Here is a 26,230-nt window from a genome sequence, read left to right on the forward strand (position 1 = left end):
TCCGACGCGAGAACGGAGCGCAGCATGAAGGTCGCTGTTCTTGGCGCCGGCGCCATCGGCGCATACGTGGGGGCCGCCCTCCACCGGGCGGGAGTCGAGGTGCACCTCATCGCGAGAGGCGAGCACCTGCAGGCGATCCGGCGCGCCGGTGTGCGGGTGCTCACCCCCAGAGGCGACTTCACCGCCCATCCCCATGCCACCGACGACACCACCCAGGTCGGCCCGGTGGACCACGTCTTCCTGGGCCTCAAGGCGAACAGCTACGCCTCCGCGGGCCCCATGATCAGGCCGCTCCTGCACGAGGCCACGAGCATCATCGCCGCGCAGAACGGCATCCCGTGGTGGTACTTCCACGGGCTCAAGGGCCCCTACGAGGGCTACCGCATCGAGAGCGTCGATCCGGGCGGCGCGGTCACGACCGCGCTGCCCCTGCACCGTGCCGTCGGCTGCGTCGTGTACGCCGCCACCGAGATCGAGCGGCCCGGCGTGATCCGCCATCTTGAGGGCACCCGCTTCTCCATCGGCGAGCCGGACGGCGAGCTGACCGAGCGGTGCGCCGCCTTCAGCCAGGCCGCGATAGCCGGCGGGCTCAAGTGCCCGGTGGAGCGCGACCTGCGCAAAGACGTGTGGGTCAAGCTCATGGGCAACATCGCCTTCAACCCGATCAGCGCGCTGGCCAGGGCGACGATGGCCGGGATCTGCCGCCACGACGGCGCCAGGGAGCTGGTCGTGGCCATGATGCGGGAGACCGTCGAGGTGGCCGGGCGGGTCGGCTGCGATCCGGGGATCTCCATCGAGCGCCGCCTGAAGGGGGCGGAGAAGGCGGGCGAGCACAAGACCTCCACGCTGCAGGACCTGGAGAAGGGCAAGCCGCTGGAGCTGGACGTGCTGCTCGCGGCGGTGGTCGAGCTGGCCGACCTCACCGGCGCCGAGGTGCCGACGCTGCGTGCCATCCACGCAGTGAGCGACCTCCTCAACGCCAACCTTGTCCGCGCGGTCTAACGGGGAATACCGTAGCCTGTATACAGAATGGAGGGATCATGAGCTATGACCGCCTGACCCATCCACTGGTGCGTGAGAACGGCGTGCTGCGCAGGGCGACCTGGGAAGAGGCCCTGGAGCGGGCGGCGGAGGGCTTCCGCCGCAACCTCGCCGCGCATGGGCCCGACTGCTTCGCCATGTTGTCGTGCGCCCGTTCCACCAACGAGATGAACTACGTCGGGCAGAAGTTCACCCGCGTGGTGATCGGCACCAACAACGTGGACTCCTGCAACCGCACCTGCCACGCGCCGAGCGTGGCGGGGCTGTCGGCGGTGTTCGGCAGTGGCGGCGGCACGTCCTCCTACCAGGAGGTGGAGGACACCGATGTGATCGTGATGTGGGGTTCGGCGGCGCGAAACGCCCACCCCATCTTCTTCCAGCACGTGCTGAAGGGCATCCACAACGGCGCGCGGATGTTCGCGGTGGACCCGCGCCGCACCGGCACCGCCCAGTGGGCCGACCTGTGGCTGGGGCTGAACGTGGGCACGGACATCCCCCTCGCCCACGCGGTGGCCAGGGAGATCATCCACGCCGGGCTGCACAACGAGGCGTTCATCGAGCGGGCCACGATCGGGTTCGAGGAGTTCAAGGAGTCGGTCGAGCCCTGGACGCTGACCGTCGCCGAGCAGGTCACCGGCGTGCCCGCGCACGCCATCCGCGAGCTGGCCCACGCCTACGCCCGCGCCGACCGCGCCCAGCTGTGCTGGACGCTCGGCATCACCGAGCACCACAACGCGACGGACAACGTACGGGCCCTGATCAACCTGTCCCTGCTCACCGGCCACGTCGGCCGCTACGGCTCCGGCCTGTCGCCGCTGCGCGGCCAGAACAACGTGCAGGGCGGCGGCGACATGGGCGCCATCCCCAACCGGCTGCCCGGCTTCCAGGACATCCTCGACCCCGGCATCCGGGCGCGTTTCGAGAGCGCGTGGGGCAGGGAGATCCAGCCCCGCTACGGACTCAACCTCACCCAGATGCTGGAGGCCATGGCCGACGGCGAGGTGACCACCTGCTATCTCATCGGCGAGAACCCCGTGCAGTCCGAGGCCGACTCCCTGGCCTGCATCAAGCGCCTGTCCATGCTCGACCACCTGGTCGTGCAGGACATCTTCCTCACCAAGACCGCCCAGATGGCCGACGTCGTGCTGCCCGCGAGCGCCGCCTGGTGCGAGGCGGACGGCACGTTCACCAACAGCGAGCGCCGGGTCCAGCGGGTCCGCAAGGCCCTCGATCCGCCGGGCGAGGCGCGCGACGACATCTGGATCATGTGCGAGCTGGCGCGCAGGCTGGGCCACGACTGGCACTACGACGGCGCCGAGGAGGTCTGGAACGAGCTGCGCGCGATGTCGCCCCAGCACCACGGCATGACCTACCAGCGGCTGGCCGACCTGCAGGGCATCCAGTGGCCCTGCCCGTCGGAGGACTCGCTGGAGCCGCCCTACCTGCACGGCAGGCTGTGGGAGAGCGACCCGGTCAGGCGGGGCGTGCCGGCGCCGTTCGCGGTGCTGCGCCACTCGCCGCCGGTGGACCTGCTGGACGAGGAGTATCCGCTGCGGCTGACGACCGGGCGGCGGCTCGACTCGTACAACACGGGCGTGCAGTCCTCCGGGTTCGCCTCTCCCCTGCGCCGGGGCGAGACGGTGGAGCTCTGCCCCGAGGACGCCGACCGGCTCGGCGTCGTCGCGGGCGAGGAGGTGCGGATCACCTCGCGGCGCGGGTCGGTGGTCGCGCCGGTGTTCATCGACCCCGCCCTGCGGCCGGGGCTGGTGTTCATGACCATGCACTTCCCGGACGAGGTGGACACCAACTCGCTCACCATCGAGGCCACCTGCCCGATCGCGGGCACCGCCGAGTTCAAGGCGGCGGCCGTACGCGTCGAGAAGCTCGTGAAGGCCGGGTGATCAGATGGATCTGAGGTTCCGTGGCGCAGAGCCGTCCGACGAGGAGCGCGCGGCCGTCGACGCCCTGCTCGGGCCGCCCGCGTCGGCGTGGGACGGCGGCGGGAGGACCGAGGCCGACCTGCGGGTGGCCGCCCGCGCCGAGTCGCAGCGCGACATGCTGCTGCCCGCGCTGCACGCGGTCAACGACCGGGTCGGGTGGATCAGCGAGGGCGCGCTCGACTACATCTGCCGCCGCCTGACCGTGCCGCCCGCCGAGGCGTACGGGGTGGCGACGTTCTACTCGCTGTTCTCCATGGAGCCGCGGCCGAAGCGGGTGCTGCACGTCTGCACCGACCTGGCCTGCCAGGCCAAGGGCGGCGAGGACGTACGCAGGCGGGTGGAGGAGCGGCTCGGCCCGCCCGGCAAGGCGTGGCACGAGAGCCCCTGCCTGGGCCTGTGCGAGCGGGCCCCCGCCGCGCTCGCCCTGGAGGCGGGCACGCCTCCCAAGGCCCAGGTGTACGCGCCCGCGAACGCCTCCCTGACCCTGGACTCCCCCACCCCCAACGGCACCACCCCCAGCCTCGACGTCGCCGGCGACGCCCCGGTGGCGGCGGCCGTACCGCGGTCCGGGCAGGACGGGCTGACCCTGCTCAGGAGAGTCGGCACGACCGATCCCGCGAGCCTGGACGACTACCGGGCGGCCGGCGGCTACAGCGCGCTCAGGAGGGCGTTCGAGCTGGGGCCCGCCGGGGTCATCCGGGAGGTCCTGGAGTCGGGGCTGGTCGGCAGGGGCGGCGCCGCGTTCCCGACCGGCCGCAAGTGGGACGCCACCGCGCGCCAGCCCGACCACCCGCACTACCTGGTCTGCAACGCCGACGAGAGCGAGCCGGGCACGTTCAAGGACCGCGTGATCATGGAGGGCGACCCGTACGCGCTGGTGGAGGCGATGACGATCGCCGCCTACGCCACCGGCTGCGCCAAGGGATACCTCTACATCAGGGGCGAATACCCCAGGGCGACCGCGCGGCTCCAGCACGCCATCGCGACCGCCCGCGCGCGGGGCCTGCTCGGCGACGACATCCTCGGCAAGGGCCTGTCGTTCGACATCGAGCTGCGCAGGGGCGCGGGCGCGTACATCTGCGGCGAGGAGACCGCGATCTTCAACTCCATCGAGGGGCAGCGCGGCGAGCCGCGCAGCAAGCCGCCGTTCCCCGTGGAGAAGGGGCTGTTCGGCAAGCCGACCGTGGTCAACAACGTCGAGACGCTGGTCAACGTGCTGCCGATCCTGGAGCGCGGCGCCCGGGCGTACACGGCGGCCGAGCCCAAGCTGTTCTGCGTCTCGGGCGCGGTCGAGCGGCCCGGAGTGTACGAGCTCACGTTCGGGACGACGTTGCGCGAGCTCCTGGACATGACCGGCACCACCGGCACGACGAAGGCGGTGCTGCTCGGCGGCGCGGCCGGCGCGTTCGTCACCGACCTGGACATCCCGCTCACCTTCGAGGGCACCAGGAACGCGGGGGCGACGCTCGGCTCCGGCGTGGTGCTCGTCATCGACGACACCGTGGACATGAAACGGCTGCTGCTGCGCATCGCGGAGTTCTTCCGCGACGAGTCCTGCGGCCAGTGCGTGCCCTGCCGGGTCGGCACCGTACGGCAGGAGGAGGCCCTGCACCGGCTCTCACGCCGGGTCTCCGACGACGATCTTGTACTGCTGCGCGAGGTCGGCCAGACCATGCGGGACGCCTCGATCTGCGGCCTCGGACAGACCGCCTGGAACGCCGTCGAATCGGCCATCGACCGTCTGGGAGTGTTCAAATGATTCCGCTCCAGCCGCCCCGGCGGCTCATCGACGTCCAGATCGACGGCGAGGACGTACGGGTGCCGGAGGGCTCGACGATCCTCGACGCCTGCCACGCGGCGGGCAAGGACATCCCCACCCTCTGCTACGGCGACACGCTGACCCCGAAGAACGCCTGCCGCGTCTGCGTCGTGGAAGTGGAGGGCGCCAGGACGCTGGCGCCCGCCTGCTCCCGCAAGGCCGAGGTCGGCATGAAGGTCGGCACCGACACCGACCGGGCCCGGCAGAGCCGCAAGGTGGTGCTGGAGCTGCTCGGCTCCTCCGTGGACCTGTCGACCACGCCTCGCGCCGCCGAGTGGGCCGAGAAGTACGGCGCCGACCCCACGCGGTTCGGCGACGACGCGGCCACGGTCGAGCAGCCCGCCAAGGTGGACAACGACCTCTACGTGCGCGACTACAGCAAGTGCATCCTGTGCTACAAGTGCGTGGACGCCTGCGGCGACCAGTGGCAGAACACCTTCGCCATCGCCGTCGCGGGCCGCGGGTTCGACGCGACGATCTCCACGGAGTTCGAGGCGCCGCTCACCGACTCGGCCTGCGTCTACTGCGGCAACTGCGTGGAGGTGTGCCCGACGGGCGCGCTGTCGTTCAAGACCGAGTTCGACATGCGGGCCGAGGGCACCTGGGACGAGTCGCGGCAGAGCGAGACCACGACGGTCTGCAGCTACTGCGGGGTCGGCTGCAACCTGACCCTGCACGTGCAGGACAACAAGATCGTCAAGGTGAGCTCGCCGCACGACAACCCGGTGACCAAGGGCAACCTCTGCGTCAAGGGCCGCTTCGGGTACGGCTATGTCTAGGGCGCTCATCCGGGCCGAGGGGAGCGCTCGTGTCTAGGGTCGCGGTGAAACGGCGGATCCTGCGGGTCAAGGACACCGCCCGCATCCCCAAGGTCGACTCGCTGGCCGCCGAGGAGCCGCTGGAGATCCGCCTCGACGGGACGCCGCTGACGGTCACCATGCGCACGCCCGGGGACGACTTCGACCTGGCCGCCGGGTTCCTGGTCAGCGAGGGGGCCGTGGGCGCGGCCGACGACATCGCCACGATCCGCTACTGCGCGGGCGCGACGGTGGACGGCGGGAACACGTACAACGTGCTCGACGTGCGGCTGGCGCCCGGCGTGACGGCGCCCGCGCCGCGCAACTTCTACACCACGTCCTCCTGCGGCGTCTGCGGCAAGGCGTCGCTGGAGGCGGTACGCACGGTGGCTCGCTGGAGCGCCGGAGACGACCCGGTCGAGCTGGCGCAGCCGACCGTCGCCGCCCTGCCGGACCGGCTGCGCGCGGCCCAGCGGGTGTTCGACCGGACCGGGGGCCTGCACGCGGCCGGCCTGTTCACGTCCGACGGCGAGCCGCTGTGCGTGCGCGAGGACGTGGGCCGGCACAACGCGGTGGACAAGCTGCTCGGCTGGGCCCTGCGCAACGACCGGCTCCCTTTGCGCGGGACCGTCCTGATGGTGTCGGGCCGGGCCTCGTTCGAGCTGGTGCAGAAAGCGGTCATGGGGGGCATCCCGGTGCTCGCCGCTGTCTCGGCGCCGTCGTCGCTCGCGGTCGAACTGGCCGCGGAGGAGGGGCTGACGCTCATCGGGTTCCTGCGCGGGGACTCGATGAACGTCTATACGGGCGAGCGCCGCCTGAGCATCACCCCGAGCGCCGGCTATGGCTCGGCCGGCGCACACTCACCGGGGTGATGGCGGGATGCCGCACGGCGCCCTGGCCCCCAGCCGCCGTCCGGCATCCCCTCCCTGCTTATTGCCTCCGCTTCGCGGAGGCGGGCTCGGTCGCTGCGAGCCGGGGATTTTGACAACCATTTTCATTTTGGCGCATACTGACTCACATGATGTCAGGATTTTCCCGGTCGTACGCCGTCGGATTGCTGGCCGGGGCCACCCTCCTCACCACCGCCGCCTGCGGATCCGGCTCCGCCGAGACCGCCGCAGGGGGCAGGCCGGAGGTGGTCGCCGCGTTCTATCCACTCCAATGGCTGACCGAGCAGGTGGGAGGATCCGACGCGCACGTGACCGTCCTGACCGCCCCCGGCGTCGAGCCGCACGACCTCGAGCTCAGCATCCAGCAGGTGACCGAGATCCAGAAGGCGGCGCTCACGGTCTACATCAAGGGCGTGCAGCCCGCCGTGGACGACGCGGTCGACGCCGACAAGAGCTTCGACGCCGCCACGGCCGTAACGACCCTGCCCGCGAGCGGGCACGAGGAGGGCGAGGAGGAGCACGGCCACGAGGTCTCGTACGACCCGCACCTCTGGCTGGACCCCGCCCGCCTGGCCACCATCGCCACCAAGCTCGGCGAGCGCCTGGCCGCCGCCGACCCGGCGCACGCGCAGGCGTACAAGGACCGCGCCGCCAAGACGGCGGGCGCGCTTGGAACGCTCGACCAGGAGTTCGCCAAGGGCCTGAGCACGTGCAGGACCAAGTCGCTGGTCACGGCGCACGAGGCGTTCGGCTACCTGGCGGACCGTTACAAACTCAAGCAGGTCGGCATCACGCTCGACCCCGAGACCGAGCCGTCGCCCGCGCGCATCTCCGAGGTGGCCAAGCTGGCCAAGGCCGAGGGCGTGACCACGATCTTCACCGAGTCCCTGGTCAGCCCCAAGGTGGCCGAGGTGCTCGCGAACGAGGTGGGCGCGAAGACCGCCGTGCTCGACCCGCTGGAGAGCCGGCCCTCCGGCGATTACCTGTCGGCCATGCGCGATAACCTCAAAACCCTACAAACAGCACTGGGGTGTACGGCATGAGCGAAACGGCCTTCGCGATGACCGACGGCCGGGTCTCCTTCGATGGCAAGCCCGTCCTCCGGGGGATCGACCTGACCGTCTGCCCGGGGGAGGTCGTCGCCCTCCTGGGGGCCAACGGCTCGGGCAAGTCGACGCTGGTCCGCGCACTGCTCGGCCTCACGCCGCTCACCGGCGGCTCAACGCTGATGTACGGGTCCCCGCCGGGCAGGTTCCGCGACTGGTGGCGCATCGGCTACGTGCCGCAGCGGCTCCAGGTCGGGGGTGGCGTGCCCGCCACCGTACGCGAGGTTGTGGCCTCGGGCCGGATCGCCAGGCAGAGCCGGCTGCGCAGGACCAGCCCGGCCGACAAGGCCGCCGTGGCCGGCGCGCTGGAGGCCGTCCGGCTGGCCGACCGCGCGAACGACCCCGTCCAGTCGCTGTCCGGCGGCCAGCAGCAGCGGGTGCTCATCGCCCGGGCGCTGGCCGGGGAGCCGGACACGTACGTGATGGACGAGCCGACGGCGGGCGTGGACTCCGACACGCAGCAGTTGCTGGCCGACACGCTGGCCGGGCTGGTGCGCGACGGCAAGACGGTGGTGCTGGTCGCGCACGAGCTGGGGCCGCTGGAGCCGATCATCACGCGCGGCGTGGTGATCCGCGAGGGCCGCGTCGCGCACGACGGCAGGCCGCCGCGCCCGGAGGGCGACTGCGCCCGGCCGGGCCACGAACATCAGCATCCGCACGCGGCCACGCCGGCCGCGGGGCCGTTGACCGGCTGGCAGGGGGAGGCGCCGTGAACGGCCGCCGACGGAGGGAACCGCGATGATCATGGATCTGCTCCAGGAGCAGCTCTTCCAGCTCGCCCTGGTGGCCGCGCTGCTGGTGGGCCTGTGCGCGCCCGCCGTGGGGACGTTCATCGTGCAGCGCAGGCTGGCGCTGCTGGGTGACGGCATCGGCCACGTGGCGCTGACCGGCGTCGCCCTCGGCTTCCTGACCGGCACCACGCCCGTGCTCACCGCCGTGATCGTCTCCGTCGTCGGGGCGGTGGCCATCGAGCTGGTCAGGGCGCGCGGGCGGACCAGCGGCGACGTGGCGCTGGCACTGCTGTTCTACGGCGGGATCGCGGGCGGCGTCATGCTCATGGGCATCGCGCCGGGCGGCAGCAACGCCAAGCTGAACTCCTACCTGTTCGGCGCCATCGCCAGCGTCACGGTCCAGGACATCTGGGTCATCGCCGCGCTGGCCGTGGCCGTGATCGGCGTGGTCGTGGTCTTCGGCAGGGAGCTGTTCGTGCTCTGCCAGGACGAGGAGATGGCCAGGGCGAGCGGCCTGCCGGTCCGCTTCCTCAGCCTGCTGATCGCGGTCACCGCCGCGCTCACCGTCGTGATCGCGATGCGCGTGGTGGGCCTGCTGCTGGTCAGCGCGCTGATGGTGATCCCGGTGGCCACCAGCCAGCAGCTCACCCGGGGTTTCCGCACGACGATGGGGCTGGCCATGCTGTTCGGGGTGCTCGCCTCGGTGGGCGGCCTGCTCGCCTCCACCTACTCGGCCAAGGTGCCTCCCGGCGCGGCGATCGTGCTTCTTGCTCTCGCCGGCTTCGTCCTGGCCCTCGGTGTCGGTAAATTCGTACGCCGAGGCCGTACCCAGGAGTCGACAGTGAGCGAGCGACCGAAGATGCGCGTGGAGGAGGTCGCATGACGACGAGACGCGACGCCGTGCACGACACCCTCCGCAGGAGCGAGGGGTTCCGCAGCGCGCAGGACGTCTATGCCGAGATGCGCCTGCACGGGGCGAAGATCGGCCTGACCACCGTCTACCGCGCCTTGCAGGCGCTGGCCGACGGCGGGCAGGTCGACGTGCTGCGTACGGACGAGGGCGAGTCCGTCTACCGGGCGTGCGCCAGCGACGTCCATCACCACCACCTGGTCTGCCGCCGCTGCGGCCACACGGTGGAGGTGGCCGGTCCCGCGGTCGAGCGGTGGGCCGAGGCGGTGGGCGGCGAGCACGGCTTCACCGAGATCACCCACACGGTCGAGGTCTTCGGCACCTGCGCCGCCTGCTCCAAGGGCTGACCGGCGTCAACCGGCCTTCGGCACCTGCTGCTCGCGCGGCTCTATCCGGCGTGTCTCGCCGGGCTGCGGCGAGCGGGTGCGGGTGCGGGAGCCGTACAGGACTCCGAGGACGATCACCGCGCACCCGGCGAGCTGCAGCGCCGACGGCCGCTCGCCCAGCACCACCGCGGACAGAGCGACGGTCGTCATGGGCTGGACCAGCAGCAGCAACGCGGTGAGCGCGGCCGGCTGGCGCGGCAGCGAGAACGTGATCAGCGACCACCCCAGCACCTGCGGCCCCAGCGCGAGCAGCAGCAGCCACCCGTGCGCCGGCCAGCTCGGCATGAGGTCGGCACCCCCGAAGAGCGGGCTCAGCAGGGCGATGGCCACGGTGGCGACCACCGTGGCGTGTGCCAGCGGCCCCACGGCCCGCGCCGGCCCGGCCTTCATGAGCAGCAGGAACGCCGCGTACGAGATGGACGTGGCGACCCCGGCCAGCACCCCCATGATCGGATCGCGCCCGTAGGCGGCGCTGTCGAACACCCCGGAGATGAGCACCACCCCCGCGAACACGATCGGCGTCGCGACCATCAACCGGGACGACGGCCGCTCCCCGAACAGCGCCCAGGCCGCGAACGCCACCAGGAACACCTGCAGATTCCCCAGCACGGTGGCCAGCCCCGCGCCCACGTAGTCGATCGCGTGATGCCAGAACAGCAGGTCGAGCGCGAACACCACGCCCGCCAGCCAGGCCAGCACCACCCCTTTCCACGGCAGCGGCCCCAGCCTGCGCCGCTCCAGCCAGGCCAGCACGATCATGGGCGGCACGGCGTACGCGCAACGGAACAACGCGGACGTGGCAGGCGATACACCTGAGAGCCGAACCAAGGGGGCGGAGGTGGAGATGATCAGCGCACCGACGATCGCGATCAGCACGATACGGCGATGTGCACTCATAGAAACCCCCGTACGGCCATGCAGGAGATACAGTGCGACCACGCTAGAACCCGGCGCGGACAGGAGTCAACATGCCGTTTGGCCATGACATGGTGCATTCTTTGGCCACCGTTGTCGAGCTGGTCAACACCTCGCCCTCCACCGGGGGCGACGAGGGCCTGGCGGGCCTGGCCGAATTGCAGGCGTTCGTGGAGTCCCGCCAGATCAGCGGCGTCACCAAGCTGACGCCCCGCGACCTGGGCCAGGTGCGGATGGTACGAGAGGTGTTCTACCGCGTCTTCATCTCCCCGGACCAGCCCACGGCGGTCCGCACCCTGAACGTCCTGCTCGCCGAGACGCGCATCACCCCCCGGCTGACCGAGCACGACGGCCACCCGCTGCACATGCACTATTTCGCCGCGGACTCCACCCTGGCGGAGCACGTGGCGGCCGACTGCGGCGTCGCCCTGGCCCACCTGCTGGTGGAGGGCGAGGTCGAACGCCTGCGCACCTGCTCGGCCCCGGACTGCGACCGCGTCTTCGTCGACGAGTCCCGCAACCGGTCCCGCGTCTACTGCGACAGCCGCACGTGCGGCAACCGCATGCACGTGGCCGCCTACCGCGCCCGCCGGCGCGCCTGACCCTCGGGACAGCCCTCCAGGGGAACTCGGCACCCCCGGGGAGCGCCGGGACGCCCGGGGGGACAGTCCTCGCACTGAGGCGCGCTACGCGCGATGGAGCACTCGGACAGCGCCCTGTGGGGACAAGCCCCCACACCCCCAGGCGGGGCCCTGCCGGTCCCCGCACCCCTCGGACGCGACCCCGACTACCCCACCGAGCCTCGATATCCCGAAGGCAGGGCCGGAAGCATTCTCGGCTGGTGGGCGCCTGCGGGCATGGCGTGGCTGGGTGGCTGAGGGTCACCTGGAGCACGTCACCATCGTCACGATCTACGCGGTCACCAGCCTCCCACCAGGCCGAATCACACACGTCCCGGCTCGCCGCCCTGATCCGCGGCCACTGGAGCGTCGAGGCCCTGCACCACGTCCGAGACGTCACCTATCGCGAGGACGCCTGCGGAGTCCGGACCGGCACCGCACCCCGGATCATGGCCGGCCTCCGCAACCCGGCCATCGGACCGGCCCGCCTGATCGGCTGGACCAACGTTGCCGCCGCCACCGACCACTACCGCAGCCACCGCTTCGACGGCCTTCAGCTACTCGGTGCCACAACATGAGAACGCTTCGGCCTTGAAGCCACCAGCAAGATCGCTGTCCAAACGGCATCGGGGTCGGCCAACGAATGGGCGGCCGCCGTGCTAGGTGAAGTATATGAGCCGGTCCTCTGAGCGGATCAGGCCTGGAAGACCGAGCTGGGCGGACTGCGGGAAGCGTGGAATCACTTCGTCGCAGAATTGTTGGTCGATTTTTTTCAGGTAGTTGCGAGCGGACACGTCGTCGTCGTTCTGAAAGATGTCGGTGAACCAGTTTTCGTCGGCCACCGCGTGATCGAAGCGTGCCTTGGCGGGTGCCACGATGTCATCCGCGCACGTGCGGGCGAGCGAACCGATGGTGCTGTAGATCTCGGCCAGCGGGCGGACGGTGTCGTGGATCGCCTTCAGCGCCCGCTGCGCCTTCTCTGCCGCAGCACCGGCCCAATGGTAGCTGACGTCATTCGCATGAAACCGCAGCCTGCCGGCGATCGTCCCCAGGTCGTCGGAAATCGCCGTCATGGAATTGGAAAAGTTTCTCATCGACTGCTCGTCGCCGGTCATCAACAGCTCCCTGATCTGTTCCTTGTCAAGGCTGTCGTAGTCATGACGCAGCTCGATGCCGTTCCAGTCGACGACGATGTATCCCGACGGATATTGGTTGCTGACGGCATAGCCTTTTTCAACACTGCTCCAGCTGCTTCTCGGAGTGTCCGAATAAGGACTCACCGTGGAAGTGGAGTCGTGATATCTGTTCCAGAAGGACTGTCTGTTGAGCCAGCTGTTCTCTTCGGCGATATTGTAATTCTGACCGGCGGTGGCAATGCCGCACGCGGCCACGACGCACTCGACCACCGCATCACTGGTAATGCAGTACAAGTCATCCGTGAAAGATCGGAAGATCCTCGAGACATCGTCGGCCCTGCCCCAATCTCCGGCATTGAAGCTCTTCCCGCCCCACCAGTCGGGGATTTCGACATCATTGAGATCGACCACGAGCTGCTCGGCCGTCTCCCTCAGCGCCCTGCGATCGACGTCAATGCCATCTCTGACCAGGTCGCCGAGTCCAGGCCAATCGTCACTGGGCCTGGGTACACTGTCCGCACCCGCTCCATCCTCTTGCGGATCCGTTCTCAAAGTCACGCGAATCGCCTTCTCACGGTGTGATTGATTGATTGCGGAGGATAGTGCCCTCGGGAGCCTAGCTAATTCGATAAGAACCAGCCGAAACCATGCGATGAACTGCTGGTGAAGATCGATCACTTCAGGCCGCCGTGGCGTCGGCACCGGCCGCCTCAGGCTCTCCTCCCACGACCACGGCCAAGACGCTGTCCGGGACCATAGAAGGCCGTTCTTCACATGCCGCGCCCGGGAGTTGGTGGAGGACGCTGCAGCCGAGCCGGGCCTTGTAATCCACGCCCGTGATCGACACGACCGATATACCGGGTTCCCGGGCCAGGGAGCCGGCCGCAACCCAGCAACGTGGTCTTGCCCGTGCCCGACTCACCCATCAGCAGCAAGGGCCTGCCCGACCGGGAAGTGCCCAGGACCGGCCGCAACCTTCGTATCCCGCCGAATCAAACGTGTCTTTGATCACCGAGGCGTCGGCGTTTCGGCCGATCCACGCAAATCAGCCTCAGCCATCGATTGTCGAGCGCACGCCGAAAGGGTTGTCGATGGCGTACCGCCAGCGCCCGTCCCTTCCGCGGCGGGCGACGTCGGTGGCGGTGCCCTCGATGTGGACCTGCTGCCCGTCCCGGTCCACACCGTCGATGGCCCAGTCCACGATCAGCAGGGCCGTGTCGCCCGCGGTGTAGACGTGCCGCGGCCGGACCGTGATCGGCAGTCCCAGGGCCATGAAGCGGGCGTTGGCGGCTTGGGCCTGCGGGCCCGTCAGCGGGGAGCCGGGTTCGGGCACGAAGACCGCTCCGCTCTCGTAGACCTCGGCCACGGCCGCCGGGTCGCCGGTGTTGAAGCGGTCGGCGAACACGGCAGGCACGTCCTCGGGGCGTTCGGCGAGTTGGCGCATCGCAGTTGCACGTCCTTCCGGCAGGTAGAAATCGGGTGGATGCGGAAAAGCTAGGAGGCGCCCTCGTGACTCACCAAACGGTTGGCCACCCCGGTCTGCCCGATGATCCTCGGGCCGAGGTCACCGAGCCGGATCCGTCGTGTCCGGTGGAGATCGCGCTCGCGGCGCTGCGCGGGCGGTGGACGACGCTCGTGATCCGCGAGTTGCTGCGGGGTGAGCGTGGGTTCACGGAGCTCCGGCAGGCGCTGCCCGAGTTGTCGGACAAGGTGCTGTCCGATCGGCTGGCGCAGCTCGCCGAGGCCGGGGTGCTCGAACGTCACCGGAGGTCCGGATGGCCGCCCCGTACGCACTATCGGCTCACCCCGCACGGGCGCCGACTCGGGCCCGTCCTCCAGACGCTCTGGGACTGGGGCGCCCGGGTTGAAGGCCGGCACGGGCAGGGGGTCCAGTCGGGTCTGGCCGCCACGGCCGAGAGCGATCACGACTGAGCGCGGGTGGGTGAGCGGGTGAGCGCGGGTGGGTGGGTGAGGGCGGGTGGGTGAGGGCGGGTGGGTGCGGCTTTGCTCGGGTGGCGGGGTGCCCCTCAGCGACCCCGCGGCCCTGCTCGACTGGGCCAGGCGCGCTGATGCCTCTACTGCTACGGCGGCGATCCGGGCCAGGTGGATCGGCTGGCGGGCGTGGTCAGCGCCCTTTGATCAAGAGAAGTCCTACAGCAGGGCCAGCATCCGATCCGCCTGCGCGGGCCGGATCTCCCGGCGGCAGCGCAGCAGCCAGAACAGCGCGAGCAGCCGCCGGCACTCCGTGAGCCTGGCCGCCTCCTCGGCGGTCAGCTCGAACCGGTCGAGGACGGCGGTCAGCCCGGCCGGATCGTTCTCCCAGACCGAGATGTGCTCGGTGACCTCGGCCAGCTCGAACGCGCGGTCGCTGCGCCCGGAGTACTCGAAGTCGATGACCCGGACCCTGGTGCCGTCCCACAGGTAGTTGGCCAGGTTCCCGTCGCCGGTGCCGAACACCGGGGTGCCCGGCTGCGCGAACATCGCCTCCAGGCTCGGCCCGGACACCCAGTCCGTGGCCGCGCGGAGGGCTTCGGCGGTCGCGGGTTCGGGCGTGGCCGCCGCCGCCCAGTCGCGTACCTTCCGCAGGAGATAGACCGGGTGCCCGGCACGCGCCGGCACCCGGTCGAGCAGCCGGGACGGGACCGAGCGCTGGACGCCGGTGATGGCCTCGGCCAGGGCATCGACGAGTTTCCCCGCGATCTCCCCGCTCACCGTCGTGCCGTCCAGGCGGGTCATCACCACGGTCGGCGGGTCGGCCTCCAGCTCGGCGGTCACCGGCGCCGGGGCCAGGCCGGGATCGTGTTCGCCCAGCAGCTCCAGGGCACGCCATTCGCGTTCGGGCTCACCGTAGTCCGACGACCGGTATCGCTTGATCACCACGTCGGACCGCACCTCGATGGAATGGCCGCCCATCCGCCCTCCGATCTTGTCGAATGGGACGATATGCTAGACCAATCACCCGAAGTCGCGGCGGCGAAGAGCCGCGAGGGCGCCGCCGAGGAGCATCGCCGTGAGGGCCGTCAGCGCGAGGGCGGGGCGGACGTCGAAGGAAGTTCCGAGCATCGGGTTGGGGATGTAGTGGAACGGCTCCAGCGGGGTCCCGTGCCACAGCCCGTACAGGGGGCTGACGATCTTGCCGAGCCCGGCGGTCAGGAGCCAGACGATCCAGGAGATCGCCACGCTCGCCCTCGGCACCAGCCCGTACGCGAGCACGCAGACCGCCCCCACGCACCAGGCCGCCGGCACGGCGCTCAGCGCCCCCGCCAGGAAGCGGGGCAGGTCGCGGGCGAGATCGCCGACGAGCAGCGAGTACAGCGTGCCGAACACGAGCCCGGCGACGGCCATCAGCGCCGCCGTGCCGAGCCCGGTCACGACCAGGTGGCCGGCCGCCCAGCGCAGGCGGGTCATCGGGGTGGACTGTACGGTCTCCGCGCGGCCCGAGGTCTCCTCCGAACGCAGCCGCAACGTCATGAGCACCGGGTAGAGCGCGACGGCGTACGCGATGACGAGGATCAGGTACCACGAGTACGCGCCCAGCGCCGTGCCCGTGTCGGACACGCCGAGGAGGCTCGTGATGCTCCGCACCACGATGCTCGGCCGCGAGAGCAGGTCCTGGGCGAGCGGGCTGAGCCCGGCTCCGGCCACGGCGAAGCACGCGACCCCGGCCGCCCACTTGGCCAGCAGAGCGCGGTGCAGCCGCCAGGCCAGGCTGATCGGGCCGCGCAGCTCCGGCGCCGACTCCCGGCCCAGGCGCTCGGGCAGCAGGCCCTCACCGAGGTCGCGGCGGCCGAGCAGCCGGTACGCGACCGCGCACAGGGCCACGCTGACCAGCACCGACACCCCGAGCAGCCACCACCGCTCGTCCTGGTACGCCCGCACCAGGTGGCTCCAGCCGATCGGCGACAGCGCCTTCAGCCAGTACTGTCCGGTCGCGTCACCGGCGTAACGCATCACGTAGGCGGCGCCGAGCGCGGCCAGGCTGATCGCGGTGGCCGTGCGGGCGCTGCGCGCGAGCTGCGCGGCCACCGCCGCGACGGCGCCGAACACCCAGCCCGCGACCGTGATCGCGGCCCCGTAGGCGACGGTCCCGACGGGCTCGAACCCGAGCCCGACGAGCACGGCCCCGGTCAGCACCCCGCCGGCCAGGCTGATCCCGCCGGCTACCAGCAGGGCGGCGGTCAGCGGCGCGTGGCGGCTCACCATGCCGGAGCGGACCAGCTCGGCCCTCCCCTCGTCCTCCTCCCTGCGCGTGTGGCGGATGACCGACATGAGGGCCGCGAGCGCGCTCGCCACGTACAGGAACCCGCCGCTGCGCCACGTCGCGATCACCTCCAGCCGCGGCTCGATGAGGCCGCCGCCGAGCGCGCGCAGGAAGACGTTCCTGGTGGCGAGTTCGACATAGGTGAGCTTCAGCTCGTACGTGCCCATGGCCCGGTTGACGTAGGACACCAGCGCCAGGGCCAGGGCCACGATCAGGAGGATCCACCAGGGCGCGATGCCCCGCTCGCGGCGCAGCGCCAGGCGGACGAGGTGGCCGGTGCCTGCCAGGGCGCCGGCCCGGCCTTGTCGTGCGTCAGCCATTCGGCATCAGCTCCTACTCACGAGTACAGCCAACTGTTCCGACGAACAGCAGGCTATACCCGCGTATAGGCGACAGCCAGCCCTGGGCCCCGATCGAGAGGTTGGGGCCGGTCAGACCGGGTTGGGGAGCGCCCCGCCGTAGCGCCTGTCGCGCTTCGCGAAGACCTCGCAGGCCTCCCACAGATCCCTGCGGTCGAAGTCGGGCCACAGCCGGTCGAGGAAGACCATCTCGGCGTAGGCCGACTGCCACAGCAGGAAGTTCGAGAAGCGCTGCTCCCCCGACGACCGCACGAACAGATCCACCTCGGGGATCTCCGGCTCGTCCAGGTAACGCGCGAACACCTTCTCGTTGACCTTGGACGGCTTGACCCGCCCGGCCGCGATGTCCTCGGCCAGCCTGACCGCCGCCTCCACGATCTCGGCCTGCCCGCCGTAGTTGACGCAGAACTGCAACGTCAGCTTGCTGTTGCCGACCGTCATCTCCTCGGCCGCCTGCAACTCCGAGATGACGCTCTTCCACAGCCGCCCCGGCTTGCCCGCCCACCGGACGCGCACGCCCATGGCGTTGAGCTCGTCGCGCCGCCGCCGGATCACGTCGCGGTTGAACCCCATGAGGAAGCGGACCTCGTCGGGCGAGCGCCGCCAGTTCTCCGTGGAGAACGCGAACGCGCTCAGATAGGGGATGCCCAGCTCGAGCGCCCCCTCGATGACGTCGAACAGCGAGGATTCGCCCGCTTTGTGCCCCTCGATGCGGGGCAGGCCACGAGACTTGGCCCAGCGGCCGTTGCCGTCCATGATGATCGCGACGTGCTTGGGCACCAGGTCGCGCGGGATCGGCGGGGGCGTCGCGCCCGACGGATGCGGGGTCGGAGGTCGTACGTTCACACAGGCTCCCTTTCGACGTGTCGGAGAGAGCGTATTCCGTGTTCGAGGTGCCATTGCAGATATGCGGCAACGAGCCCGCTGCACTCACTCCGGTGGCGCGACTCCGAGGCGTCGGCGGTGGCCCAGTCGCCACGCAGCAGCGCCGTCATGAGCCCGATCGTCTCCCCGGCGGGCACGGCCGAGCCGGCCGGGCGGCACGCCCCGCACACCACGCCCCCCGCGACGATGGCGAACGCCCTGATCGCCGGTGCCTGGCACTTGGCGCACGCCTCAAGCGCGGGGGCGTAGCCGGCCACGGCCAGCGAGCGCAGGAAGTACGCGTCCAGGACCAGCCGGGCCTCGTGGACGCGTTCGGCCAGCGTGCGCAGCCCGCCCACCAGCAGCAGGAACTGCCGCAGCGCCGGCTCCTTCTCCCCGTGCGTCAGCCGGTCGGCGGTCTCCAGCATCGCGCTGCCCGCGGTGTAGCGGGGATAGTCGGCCGCCAGCGTCTCGCCGTAGGGTCTGATCGTCTCGGCCTGCGTGACGACGTCGAGCGTACGGCCGACGTGGAGCTGCAGGTCGACATGCGTGAACGGCTCCAGCCTGGCGCCGAAGCGGGACTTCGTGCGGCGCACGCCCCTCGCCACGGCCCTGATCTTGCCGGTGCGCTTCGCCAGGATGGTGACGATGCGGTCGGCCTCACCGAGCTTCTGTGTGCGTAGAACTACGCCTTCGTCACGGTAGAGACTCACTCGGACATCTTACGGCCGCACCGAAGCGACGTTACGGGCATGCTCTGGTGACGCGACTTTACGTCACCCTCACTAGACTTTGACGTCTGTCCCCGGATTACCCGTTGTTCAACCCCCCGCTACCGCCTCGAAAGGGAGTCATGACCCGCGTGGTCCTGCTGGGCGCCTCGCCCGGCCCCGACACCTCTCCGACCGGCCTGAGGCTGGCCGCGCTGCCCGGCACGCCCACCGTGGCCGAGCGCCTGCGCAGCCAGCTCACTTCCCTGGATCCGCGGCTCGCCACGATCGAGTCAGGCGACGTGGCCGCCGCCCTGCGCGCGCTGGCCGACGTCGCGGAGACCGCGACGGAGAACCTCTTCATCATCCCGGAAAACTCTGTCATCCACGACGAGCTGATCTACCAGATCACCAAGGCCAAGCGCGGCGCGCTGGCGCTCGTCGCCAAAGAGCCCCGGCCGGAGGTGACAGAGGAGGAGCCGCAGGAGGACATCGTCCCGATCGACGAGGCAGAGCCCGAGATCGGCCTCGGCCGCCTCGAAGGGCTGCCCATCCGCTCGCGCGTCGGCAAGTCGCGCGTGGTCTCGGTGGGCACCGCGCGCCACGCCGTGACCAGGCCCAACGCCATCCTGCTCGGCCCGCTGCACCTGAGCGCGCGCAACGCGCCCATGCTGGCGCAGACCTGCCGCGAGCTGGCCGCGATGGCCGACACGTTCGGCGAGGACGACGACCTGCTGCAGCTGATCGTGTTCGGCCTGGTGCGCAACGGCGTGTCGGTCGGCATCAGGGGCCGGCGCGACCTGTTCTACCGCCGGGTCACGACCCAGGAAGAGGTCAACGAGGCCGGCACTGAGATGGCCGGCATGAACGAGGACCGGGCCAGGCTCAACAACGCGGTCAAGGGCGCCGACGGCTTCTTCACCACGTACTTCGTCTCCACCTACTCCCGCTTCATCGCCCGCTGGGCGGCACGGCGCGGGCTGACGCCCAACCAGGTGACGCTGATCTCGATCACGCTCGGCGTGGCCGCCGCAGCCTGCTTCGCCACCGGTGACCGGCCGTGGATGGTGCTGGGCGGTGTGCTGATCTACTTCGCGTTCGTGTTCGACTGCGTGGACGGGCAGGTCGCCCGCTACGCACGTAAGTTCGGCGTGCTGGGGGCCTGGCTGGACGCCACGTTCGACCGGTTCAAGGAATATGTGGTCTTCGCCGGGCTCGCCGTCGGCTGGGTCGTCTCGGGCAACAGCGACGACATCTGGATCCTGGCGCTGGCCGCGATCGGCCTGCAGTCCGTACGCCACCTGCTCGACTTCTCCTTCGGCGTCTCCAACCGCCGCAAAGCCCCGTCCCCGCTGCCCACGCTGGCACTGGACGCGCCCGACGACCGCGACCTGCGTCAGGCCCTCACGCGCCGCAAGGTCGAGCGCAGCCAGGGTCTGCGAGGCGTGCTCAAGATGTGGACCAAGGCCGGCAAGTTCCGCGCCGTCCACTGGGCCCGCAAGATGATCGTCTTCCCCATCGGCGAGCGGTTCGCGGCCATCGCGATCACCGCCGCCCTCTTCGACGCCCGGATCACCTTCATCACCCTGGTGATCTGGGGCTCCGTCGCCGCCGCCTACACGCTCACCGGACGCCTCATGAGGTCGCTCGTATGATCACCCAACCGCAGGCCATGGCCACCCCCACGCCGGACCCCGACGAGGAACGCCGTCGCATCCAGACCGCCCGCCTGCTCGCCTACCGTGACGACGGCCCGCTCGCCCACGCCCTCGCCGGCAAGCTCGGCAAGGGCCTGCCGCCCGTGCCCGCCACGCTCGTGGCCCTCCTGGCCGTGCTGGCCTTCCTGGTCACCGGCCTGCTCGACCAGGGCGGCCCGATCCTGCTCCTGCCCGTCGCGACCACGCTGCTGCTCGTGCTGCCGACCACGCCGCGCGACCACCTGGGCCGCTTCGACTGGCTCACCCCGCCGCTGCTGCGCGGCGCCGAGTTCCTCGCCGTGATCTCGATCGGCCTGGCCGCGGGCGCGCCCAAGTGGCTGCTGTTCGTGCTCGTCTACGTCGTGGGTTACCACACGTACGACACCGTCTACCGGACCCGGCAGAGCATCTGGCCGCCCGCCTGGGTGTTCCACGCGGGGCTGGGCTGGGAGCTGCGCCTGCTGGTCATCGGCCTGGGCGCCGCGCTCGGCATCCTGACGCCGGTGCTGGCGGTGCTTACGGCGTACCTCTTCGTGCTGTTCGCGGTGGAGAGCGTGACGAGCTGGGTCCGCCTCGACAAGGCCTCCGCCCAGGCCGGCGCCGACGCCGAGCAGGACCTCGAGGCCTCCCCCGAGGACCAGCTCGAACAGGCCACCGGCGAGGCCGACAAGGGCTGACCCCACACGCGGCCCGGCTTGCCGACGCCCGCCCCGAGCACAAAGGGCCTCCCGAGGGAGCGCTTCGCGCTCGGGGCTCAGGCGTTCTTATGGAGGCGCCTTCCGGCGCAACCCCCGCGCCTACGGTGCCATCGCGCAGCCCACCCCTTGACCGACGAGGCGGTGGGCCGACTGACACCCACCCAGACCAACCCGCCTCCGGCCACCCCTCGGCCAGGACGCAACACCGCTGAACGGCAACCCGACTGAGACCCCTGCTCCGAGATGGGGTGCGGCAAGGCTACGCACGTACGGCGGCAGTGAGTTGCCGTACTCCAGGCACTCGCGGATGATGCGCGGCGAGGTTGTCAGCAATCGCTCGGATAGACGGTCGATCTCGGACCTCGGCCGGCGCTTCCTTGTGCGCAGTCAGCAACGCGGCGACGGTCTCCTCCGGCTGACCTGCCTGCCACCAGACGCGGGCCATGTCCGTGTGCAGCCGTCCGCGTCGTTCGGGCGTAGGGAACATGCCCGGATGCAGGCCGCGCCCCACGCGTAGCGCTGCGCCTGTGTCCTTCAGTGCGTAGTGGATGTCCACCTCGTACAGGCGGACGAACGCCCGGCCGGCCCCCGGGCGGCCGGCGACGCGTGCGAGACGGTCGGCGGCCCGATGCGCGTCCCCCACCTGGTCCAGCGCACTGGCCCTGTCACCGGCCCAGCTCGCCGTGTATGCCGAGGCGCACACCAGCCGCATGTAGGTGTTGGCCTGCGTCGGCGTGCGCAGCCCGGCTGCGTCGAGCCGGTCTATGGCCCGCTGGATCACGGCGGCGGCTGTCTGATGGCGGCCCTCCGTCCGCAACACCATGCCGAGCGCGCGCGCACTGGCGCCCATCGCCACTGGGTCCTCCGAGCGGTCCGCATACAGCACGGCGCGATCGGCGGTGAGCCGGGCCGTCGCCGGCCTCCCGACCTTGTTCATCGTGTCCGTCGCCAGGTCATAGCAGGAGGCCAGCAGCGCCCAACCGCCAGGCGTACCCGATCGTTCCGCCATGTCCCGTGCCGCAGTGAGCAGGGTCGGCAGTCCTGCCACCAGCGCGGACAGCGCACTCGTGTCGTACTGGCGCCGCGCCACCTGGAGCCGCTGCGTGATCTCCGTTTGATCTGTCGGGGCCTCCGGCTCGAGCGGTACGGCGAGCACGTCATCCACTTTCTGGATCAGCTGGATGGGAATGCTCAGTCCCACCGCGGCCAGTAGTGTGCGTCGCCGCATCGGATCTCCCCCTGTATCGTCTTGCTCACTAACTGTAATTTCCGGCCGCCTGCGGATGCAGTGGCCACACGCCGATATGGCGTGCAGGTCAGGCCGAAGCCCCAGCCGCTCGGGTGGTACTCGATACAGGCGGCACAGTGCCGCGGCGTACTCCGGGCTGGGCGTTGCGGTGCCGTGCTCCCACCGGCACAGCATCGCCGGTGTCGTCGGCGGCTCGGGCAGGCCGGCCGCGCGGTACAGGGCGGCGAGGGCCTCCAGCGCCGTCGGCCGCGACCAGCCGTAGGCCAGCCGGTACGCCTCCAGAGGCCGCAGCTCCGGTACGGCGGTCAGAATCTCCTGCGCGATCTGCTCTGCGGGAGCAGCGCGGCGCTGGCAGTCCAGACGGGTTTCCCGGGCACGGCGCTGCAGCTCTGCCCGTCGTGCTCGGCTCATGGCCATGGCGACCTCCAGCGCGCCCATCCTGTGCAGACCGTAACGCCACGAGGACGGAACGAACATTGCCGCCGAGGCAATGTTCCGGTCAGGGCGGCATTGATGCCTGCCATCGGCTCAGCGGAGTGTGGCGGCACTCAATCACCCAGCAACGGAGGGCCGACACCATGCACGTCCTCAGATCCGGCGCAGCCGTGCCGCTCGGCGCGTACCCAATCGGCCAGTCCGAGCCGACTGGCGGCTTCACCCCCGGCCACCTTGCAGTCGTGGCCCTGAGTGGGCCCGACAACGTCGGCAAGACCACACACGCCCGCCTCCTGCAACACCGGACCGGCGCCCGCAGCCTCGGCCCGCTGGACGACTACGACCGCCGCTGGCAGCACGCCAAACGCAACGGCCTGCCCGATTGGTGGTTCGGCACCGCTCCGATCGAAGAGGTCGCAGACGTGCTGGCCTGCTCCTACCTCGCCCGCTCCGCCGCCGCCCAGAGCGGTCCGCCCGCCCCCCTGATCCTCATCGACCGCGGCATGACCATGCTCGTGGCCTCTGTCGCTGCCACTATCGCCGTCCGCGACCACACGCGCACCGAACTCGCCGCCGAGCGCGCTCACCTCCTGCTCGCCCCTTACGCGTCGGCCATCGCCCACGCCCAGCAAGCCGAGCACGAAATCCTGCTTCTGCACCACGCCGCCCCCCGCGAAGGCGCCCGGATGGCACTGTCACGGGAGCCCGCGATCACCCCCGTCTACCGCCGCTACCAGCACGCCCTCAACGAGCACCTCGCCAAACTCCCCCCGAGCGACGCAATCGTGGCCGGTGAACGCCCCATTCTCGCCGTGCACGCAGACATCTGTGCCACGCTCACCCGCCCGGCCGTCCTGGCACCCACGATCAATGATCGGTGGATCATCGCGCTCGGCGGCCTGTCGGAATGCGGCAAGTCCACCGCAGGCCGCCATCTCCAGCACGAGCACGGCGTCACCCGCCTGAAGATCGGCTACCTGCTCGACCTCGCCGCCGCCCGCCACCGGCTCACCGACATCTACGCCCTCCCCATCGCCGAGCAAGCCGAACTGCTGGCGCTGGAACTCGACGCCTACGCGCACGCCCACCACTACCAGCAGACGTTCAGCATCGAGAGCCTCCACAGCCACGACCTGGCCACCGAACTGCGCAAGCTCCTCGGCGACAGCCTCACCACGGTCTACCTCGACGCCGACCCGACTGTGCGCGCCACGCGCGGCACCCTCGGCCCAGACGACGTTACCGAACGCGACCGCATCAAACGCGCCCGCGGCGCCGACCGCGTCCGCGACATCGCCCAGCACGTGATCGACAACAACCGGTCGGCCACCGAACTCGGGCACGCCCTGGACCGGCTGATACGCGATCGACTCTGGCCACGCCGCTCCCCGCGAGTGGTGCTCCCGGCCGAGCTCGGCCTGCCCGATCACCTCACCGGCTTCCTCGACTACACGGTGGCCGCACTCACCCGGCCAGACGACACAGTCCGCCTGATCGCGATCACCGGCTCTGGTGCCCGCGGAAAGTATCTGGACGGCTGGTCCGACCTGGACGTGCTCATCGTGGCCGACCCGCCGGCACTGCCCGCCATCGGCGCGGCTCTCCGGCAGGCCCGTGGGCGCCTCGCTGGCGTCAAGCTGGGGCTGACCGTGCTCGCTCCCGCTGAATGCCAGGCCGGCGCGCTCACGTCCCGCCTGCTGTACACGCTCGCCCAGATCGCCGACGGCGCGCTCCCCGCGATCTGGGCCGCCCCCGGGTTCACCGTGCCGCATCCGGACGCGGCCACCGTGACGGCGCGCACCTGGCGGGACGGAGCGACGGCGGCTATGGACCTGCGGCGGCTCCTTCTGCGCGAACCCATCGACGTGCGCGCGGTGTACAAGGTGGCCGCGCTGCTGGCGAAGATCGTGCTGCGGTGCGAGGGGGAGCTGCACGCCGCCGACAGCGACGCCCTGGTCGCGTTCGCCAAACTCGCCAGCGACCTGCCCGAGGCCCCATCCGACCCGCGGTTCGGCGCGGCCGAGCAGGTCACCGCGATGGCCGAACAGGTGCTGGCGTGGTGGCTGGCCAGCCTGGAGTCGGCAGTATGACCGCGATGATCCAGGACGCGCCCGGCAACTTCCACCACCACGATGACGGCACCTTCCGCAAGAACATGCCGGCGGCGCTGGCCCAAGCTGAGGCGCGCGGCCATGCGGCAGTACGCGGCCATCTTCCGGCCGCCGTCCTTCTCGGCACCACCGTCGACCCCGACGGCCGGCACACCCTGATCTATCAGGACGTGTTCGCCGACGGCCGCTGCACCGCTCTCCTTGCCGACCTCATCACCCGCGCCGACGCCGACCCCCGCCAGGTTCCCGCCGTCACCGCCCTCATGGACGCGGCCTGTGACAGCATCCTGCTGGCTGCCGAGCGCACCGGCGAACCAGCTCCGATCGGCTCGTGCCGCCCCGGCCTGTATGCCGAACGGCTACGCCCAGGCGGACGGCTGGACCGCTGGTACGGTGCGGAGCCCCCGCTGACCGTCGTCACCGGCGAGTCGACCGTCGACATCGACTTCCTCCGCCTGTTCGCCCAGCTCCGCGAGCAACTGGCCCCGGCCACGGTGACAGCTACGGCGCTCACTCAAGGCGACCCGACTGAGCCGAACCTCGCCGCCCCGTTGTGCTGGCTGGACTGCGAACACGCCGGCCGCAATGCCTTGCCCGGAGAGGCGGCCATCCTGTTGTGGTACCTCCTGGCAATGGGCGGCTGGCTCGTGCCGAGGTACAAGCCGCTGACCTACTGGCGGACCGTCCGCACGCCCGGCCCGGCATGGCCCCCAGCGCTGACCCACTTGCGCACCGGACAAGGCCGACTGGAGGTCAGCGGCAACCTGCAGGTGGGCGCGGGACGCCACGCGGCAATCGCCACCCTGACGCGGCGCCTGCACGGCGACCTTGGTGCACTCGTCGCGGCCGGCGACGATCCGCTGAGCGCCCTCCGCCCATGGCTGGTGCTGCGTATCCTGGGCGTCCTGCCTCTCACTGCCATGGCTCAGGCGGACCGGGCGTTCTGTCTGGCGTTACTGGCCCAGGTGCTGTGCGAGCGCATCCTGCTGGAGGACCTCGCCCGCGTCGAGCCCGGCCCGGTGGCGGTGAACGGCATACAGCCAGCCCGATCGGAAGGACGATCATGAAGACACGCGTTCGGGGCGTTCTCGTCACGCCGGGCAACGGCGTGTTGACCATTAAACGGGTGCGGCCCGCAATGGCGCCGTACTGGGTGCTTCCCGGAGGTGGCGTGGAGGACAGCGATGCCAGCCTGGAGGAGGCGCTGCTGCGGGAGATACGCGAGGAACTGGCGGGCGAGGCGCGTATCCACTCGCTGATCCACGTGATCGACGGTGCAGACGAACGTCAGCTCTTCTTCCTTGCCACCATCGAGTCCTGGGATCCGGCGAAGCGGACAGGCCCGGAGTTTGCCGAGCCGGCCAGAGGCGAGTACCTCGTGCAGGAGGTACCGCTTTCGGCTGCGGGGATCGCGTCGATCGATCTGAAGCCCGAGCAAGTGGCCGAGCTACTGGCCGAACACGGGTCTGGCATGTTCGAGCTCGCCGACCTGCGGCCGGAGTGGCTCCCCTCCGCACGCTGATCCCGTCGTCGTGCGGCGGCACAACGAGCCTTT

Annotated in this window: 25 protein-coding genes; 17 read left to right on the forward strand and 8 right to left on the reverse strand. The window is 70.5% G+C overall.

Annotated features, from left to right (window positions below; all coding sequences use genetic code 11):
• The first annotated feature begins 24 nt into the window (after window positions 1-24).
• The 9 genes from ACWEPL_RS06730 to ACWEPL_RS06770 all read left to right on the forward strand — a co-directional run bounded on the left by ACWEPL_RS06730 (window position 25) and on the right by ACWEPL_RS06770 (window position 9,581).
• Window positions 25-1,002, forward strand: a complete 978-nt coding sequence (locus ACWEPL_RS06730; RefSeq protein ID WP_350725070.1) for a 2-dehydropantoate 2-reductase — start codon at window positions 25-27, stop codon at window positions 1,000-1,002.
• 38 nt (window positions 1,003-1,040) lie between these two features.
• Complete coding sequence (locus ACWEPL_RS06735) at window positions 1,041-2,942, forward strand: molybdopterin oxidoreductase family protein (protein ID WP_452435418.1); 1,902 nt, start codon at window positions 1,041-1,043, stop codon at window positions 2,940-2,942.
• A 4-nt stretch (window positions 2,943-2,946) separates the two neighbouring features.
• The gene (locus tag ACWEPL_RS06740) at window positions 2,947-4,740 is read left to right on the forward strand and encodes an NAD(P)H-dependent oxidoreductase subunit E (RefSeq protein ID WP_452435419.1); all 1,794 of its coding nucleotides are present in this window, start codon (window positions 2,947-2,949) and stop codon (window positions 4,738-4,740) included.
• The gene (locus ACWEPL_RS06745; RefSeq protein WP_452435420.1) at window positions 4,737-5,579 is read left to right on the forward strand and encodes a 2Fe-2S iron-sulfur cluster-binding protein; all 843 of its coding nucleotides are present in this window, start codon (window positions 4,737-4,739) and stop codon (window positions 5,577-5,579) included. Before ACWEPL_RS06740 ends, ACWEPL_RS06745 begins: the two co-directional genes overlap by 4 nt.
• Before the next feature lie 29 nt (window positions 5,580-5,608).
• Complete coding sequence (gene fdhD / locus ACWEPL_RS06750; protein WP_350725062.1) at window positions 5,609-6,469, forward strand: formate dehydrogenase accessory sulfurtransferase FdhD; 861 nt, start codon at window positions 5,609-5,611, stop codon at window positions 6,467-6,469.
• Between the two features lie 146 nt (window positions 6,470-6,615).
• Window positions 6,616-7,530, forward strand: coding sequence for a metal ABC transporter substrate-binding protein (locus ACWEPL_RS06755; RefSeq protein WP_452435421.1), 915 nt, complete (start codon window positions 6,616-6,618; stop codon window positions 7,528-7,530).
• The gene (locus ACWEPL_RS06760; protein ID WP_452435422.1) at window positions 7,527-8,306 is read left to right on the forward strand and encodes a metal ABC transporter ATP-binding protein; all 780 of its coding nucleotides are present in this window, start codon (window positions 7,527-7,529) and stop codon (window positions 8,304-8,306) included. Before ACWEPL_RS06755 ends, ACWEPL_RS06760 begins: the two co-directional genes overlap by 4 nt.
• 28 nt (window positions 8,307-8,334) lie before the next feature.
• Window positions 8,335-9,207 carry a metal ABC transporter permease gene (locus ACWEPL_RS06765; RefSeq protein WP_350725343.1) on the forward strand — a complete coding sequence of 291 codons (873 nt, stop codon included), beginning with the start codon at window positions 8,335-8,337 and terminating at the stop codon, window positions 9,205-9,207.
• Window positions 9,204-9,581 (forward strand): Fur family transcriptional regulator, encoded by a 378-nt coding sequence (locus ACWEPL_RS06770; RefSeq protein ID WP_350725059.1) that lies wholly within the window; start codon window positions 9,204-9,206, stop codon window positions 9,579-9,581. Before ACWEPL_RS06765 ends, ACWEPL_RS06770 begins: the two co-directional genes overlap by 4 nt.
• Window positions 9,582-9,587: 6 nt before the next feature.
• Here ACWEPL_RS06770 and ACWEPL_RS06775 read toward each other — a convergent pair whose 3' ends face one another.
• Complete coding sequence (locus ACWEPL_RS06775; protein WP_363967347.1) at window positions 9,588-10,517, reverse strand: DMT family transporter; 930 nt, start codon at window positions 10,515-10,517, stop codon at window positions 9,588-9,590.
• Window positions 10,518-10,609: 92 nt separating this feature from the next.
• On the opposite strand from ACWEPL_RS06775, the gene ACWEPL_RS06780 reads away from it, so the two are divergent.
• Entirely contained in the window at window positions 10,610-11,137 is a 528-nt protein-coding gene (locus tag ACWEPL_RS06780) for a CGNR zinc finger domain-containing protein (RefSeq protein ID WP_364240559.1), read from the forward strand.
• Between the two features lie 260 nt (window positions 11,138-11,397).
• Window positions 11,398-11,733, forward strand: coding sequence for a hypothetical protein (locus ACWEPL_RS06785; protein ID WP_452435423.1), 336 nt, complete (start codon window positions 11,398-11,400; stop codon window positions 11,731-11,733).
• Between the two features lie 81 nt (window positions 11,734-11,814).
• On the opposite strand, the gene ACWEPL_RS06790 is transcribed toward ACWEPL_RS06785, so the two are convergent.
• Both ACWEPL_RS06790 and ACWEPL_RS06795 read right to left on the reverse strand, forming a co-directional pair.
• Window positions 11,815-12,969, reverse strand: coding sequence for a WXG100 family type VII secretion target (locus ACWEPL_RS06790; protein WP_452435424.1), 1,155 nt, complete (start codon window positions 12,967-12,969; stop codon window positions 11,815-11,817).
• A 373-nt stretch (window positions 12,970-13,342) separates the two neighbouring features.
• Window positions 13,343-13,735, reverse strand: coding sequence for a YybH family protein (locus ACWEPL_RS06795; RefSeq protein WP_363967354.1), 393 nt, complete (start codon window positions 13,733-13,735; stop codon window positions 13,343-13,345).
• 65 nt (window positions 13,736-13,800) lie between these two features.
• On the opposite strand from ACWEPL_RS06795, the gene ACWEPL_RS06800 reads away from it, so the two are divergent.
• On the forward strand, window positions 13,801-14,223 hold the full coding sequence (locus ACWEPL_RS06800) for a winged helix-turn-helix transcriptional regulator (protein WP_452435425.1): 423 nt from the start codon (window positions 13,801-13,803) through the stop codon (window positions 14,221-14,223).
• A 219-nt stretch (window positions 14,224-14,442) separates the two neighbouring features.
• On the opposite strand, the gene ACWEPL_RS06805 is transcribed toward ACWEPL_RS06800, so the two are convergent.
• From ACWEPL_RS06805 to recO, 4 genes are all read right to left on the reverse strand, one after another.
• Window positions 14,443-15,204, reverse strand: a complete 762-nt coding sequence (locus ACWEPL_RS06805) for a phosphotransferase family protein (protein ID WP_452435426.1) — start codon at window positions 15,202-15,204, stop codon at window positions 14,443-14,445.
• Window positions 15,205-15,246: 42 nt separating this feature from the next.
• The gene (locus ACWEPL_RS06810; protein ID WP_452435427.1) at window positions 15,247-16,872 is read right to left on the reverse strand and encodes an ABC transporter permease; all 1,626 of its coding nucleotides are present in this window, start codon (window positions 16,870-16,872) and stop codon (window positions 15,247-15,249) included.
• A gap of 111 nt (window positions 16,873-16,983) precedes the next feature.
• Complete coding sequence (locus ACWEPL_RS06815) at window positions 16,984-17,757, reverse strand: isoprenyl transferase (RefSeq protein ID WP_363967362.1); 774 nt, start codon at window positions 17,755-17,757, stop codon at window positions 16,984-16,986.
• Window positions 17,754-18,488 carry a DNA repair protein RecO gene (gene recO, locus ACWEPL_RS06820; protein WP_452435428.1) on the reverse strand — a complete coding sequence of 245 codons (735 nt, stop codon included), beginning with the start codon at window positions 18,486-18,488 and terminating at the stop codon, window positions 17,754-17,756. Before recO ends, ACWEPL_RS06815 begins: the two co-directional genes overlap by 4 nt.
• Window positions 18,489-18,628: 140 nt before the next feature.
• On the opposite strand from recO, the gene ACWEPL_RS06825 reads away from it, so the two are divergent.
• Complete coding sequence (locus tag ACWEPL_RS06825) at window positions 18,629-20,140, forward strand: CDP-alcohol phosphatidyltransferase family protein (protein WP_363967364.1); 1,512 nt, start codon at window positions 18,629-18,631, stop codon at window positions 20,138-20,140.
• Window positions 20,137-20,859: a DUF5941 domain-containing protein gene (locus ACWEPL_RS06830; protein ID WP_452435429.1), complete on the forward strand. Its 723-nt coding sequence runs from the start codon at window positions 20,137-20,139 to the stop codon at window positions 20,857-20,859. Before ACWEPL_RS06825 ends, ACWEPL_RS06830 begins: the two co-directional genes overlap by 4 nt.
• 280 nt (window positions 20,860-21,139) lie before the next feature.
• Here the strand turns inward: ACWEPL_RS06830 and ACWEPL_RS06835 are convergent, their stop codons facing one another.
• Entirely contained in the window at window positions 21,140-22,567 is a 1,428-nt protein-coding gene (locus tag ACWEPL_RS06835; RefSeq protein WP_363967368.1) for a helix-turn-helix transcriptional regulator, read from the reverse strand.
• 239 nt (window positions 22,568-22,806) lie between these two features.
• Between ACWEPL_RS06835 and ACWEPL_RS06840 the strand changes: the two genes are divergently transcribed.
• Genes ACWEPL_RS06840 through ACWEPL_RS06850 form a run of 3 tightly spaced genes read left to right on the forward strand, consistent with a single transcriptional unit; the run spans window position 22,807 to window position 26,197 of the window.
• A complete protein-coding gene (locus tag ACWEPL_RS06840; RefSeq protein WP_452435430.1) occupies window positions 22,807-24,654 on the forward strand; it encodes a nucleotidyltransferase domain-containing protein in 1,848 nt (615 codons plus the stop codon).
• The gene (locus ACWEPL_RS06845; protein ID WP_452435431.1) at window positions 24,651-25,742 is read left to right on the forward strand and encodes a hypothetical protein; all 1,092 of its coding nucleotides are present in this window, start codon (window positions 24,651-24,653) and stop codon (window positions 25,740-25,742) included. The genes ACWEPL_RS06840 and ACWEPL_RS06845 overlap by 4 nt, the downstream gene beginning before the upstream one ends.
• Window positions 25,739-26,197 (forward strand): NUDIX domain-containing protein, encoded by a 459-nt coding sequence (locus tag ACWEPL_RS06850; RefSeq protein WP_363967373.1) that lies wholly within the window; start codon window positions 25,739-25,741, stop codon window positions 26,195-26,197. Before ACWEPL_RS06845 ends, ACWEPL_RS06850 begins: the two co-directional genes overlap by 4 nt.
• Window positions 26,198-26,230 lie beyond the last annotated feature (33 nt).

It is taken from the genome of Nonomuraea sp. NPDC004186, from assembly GCF_053603495.1.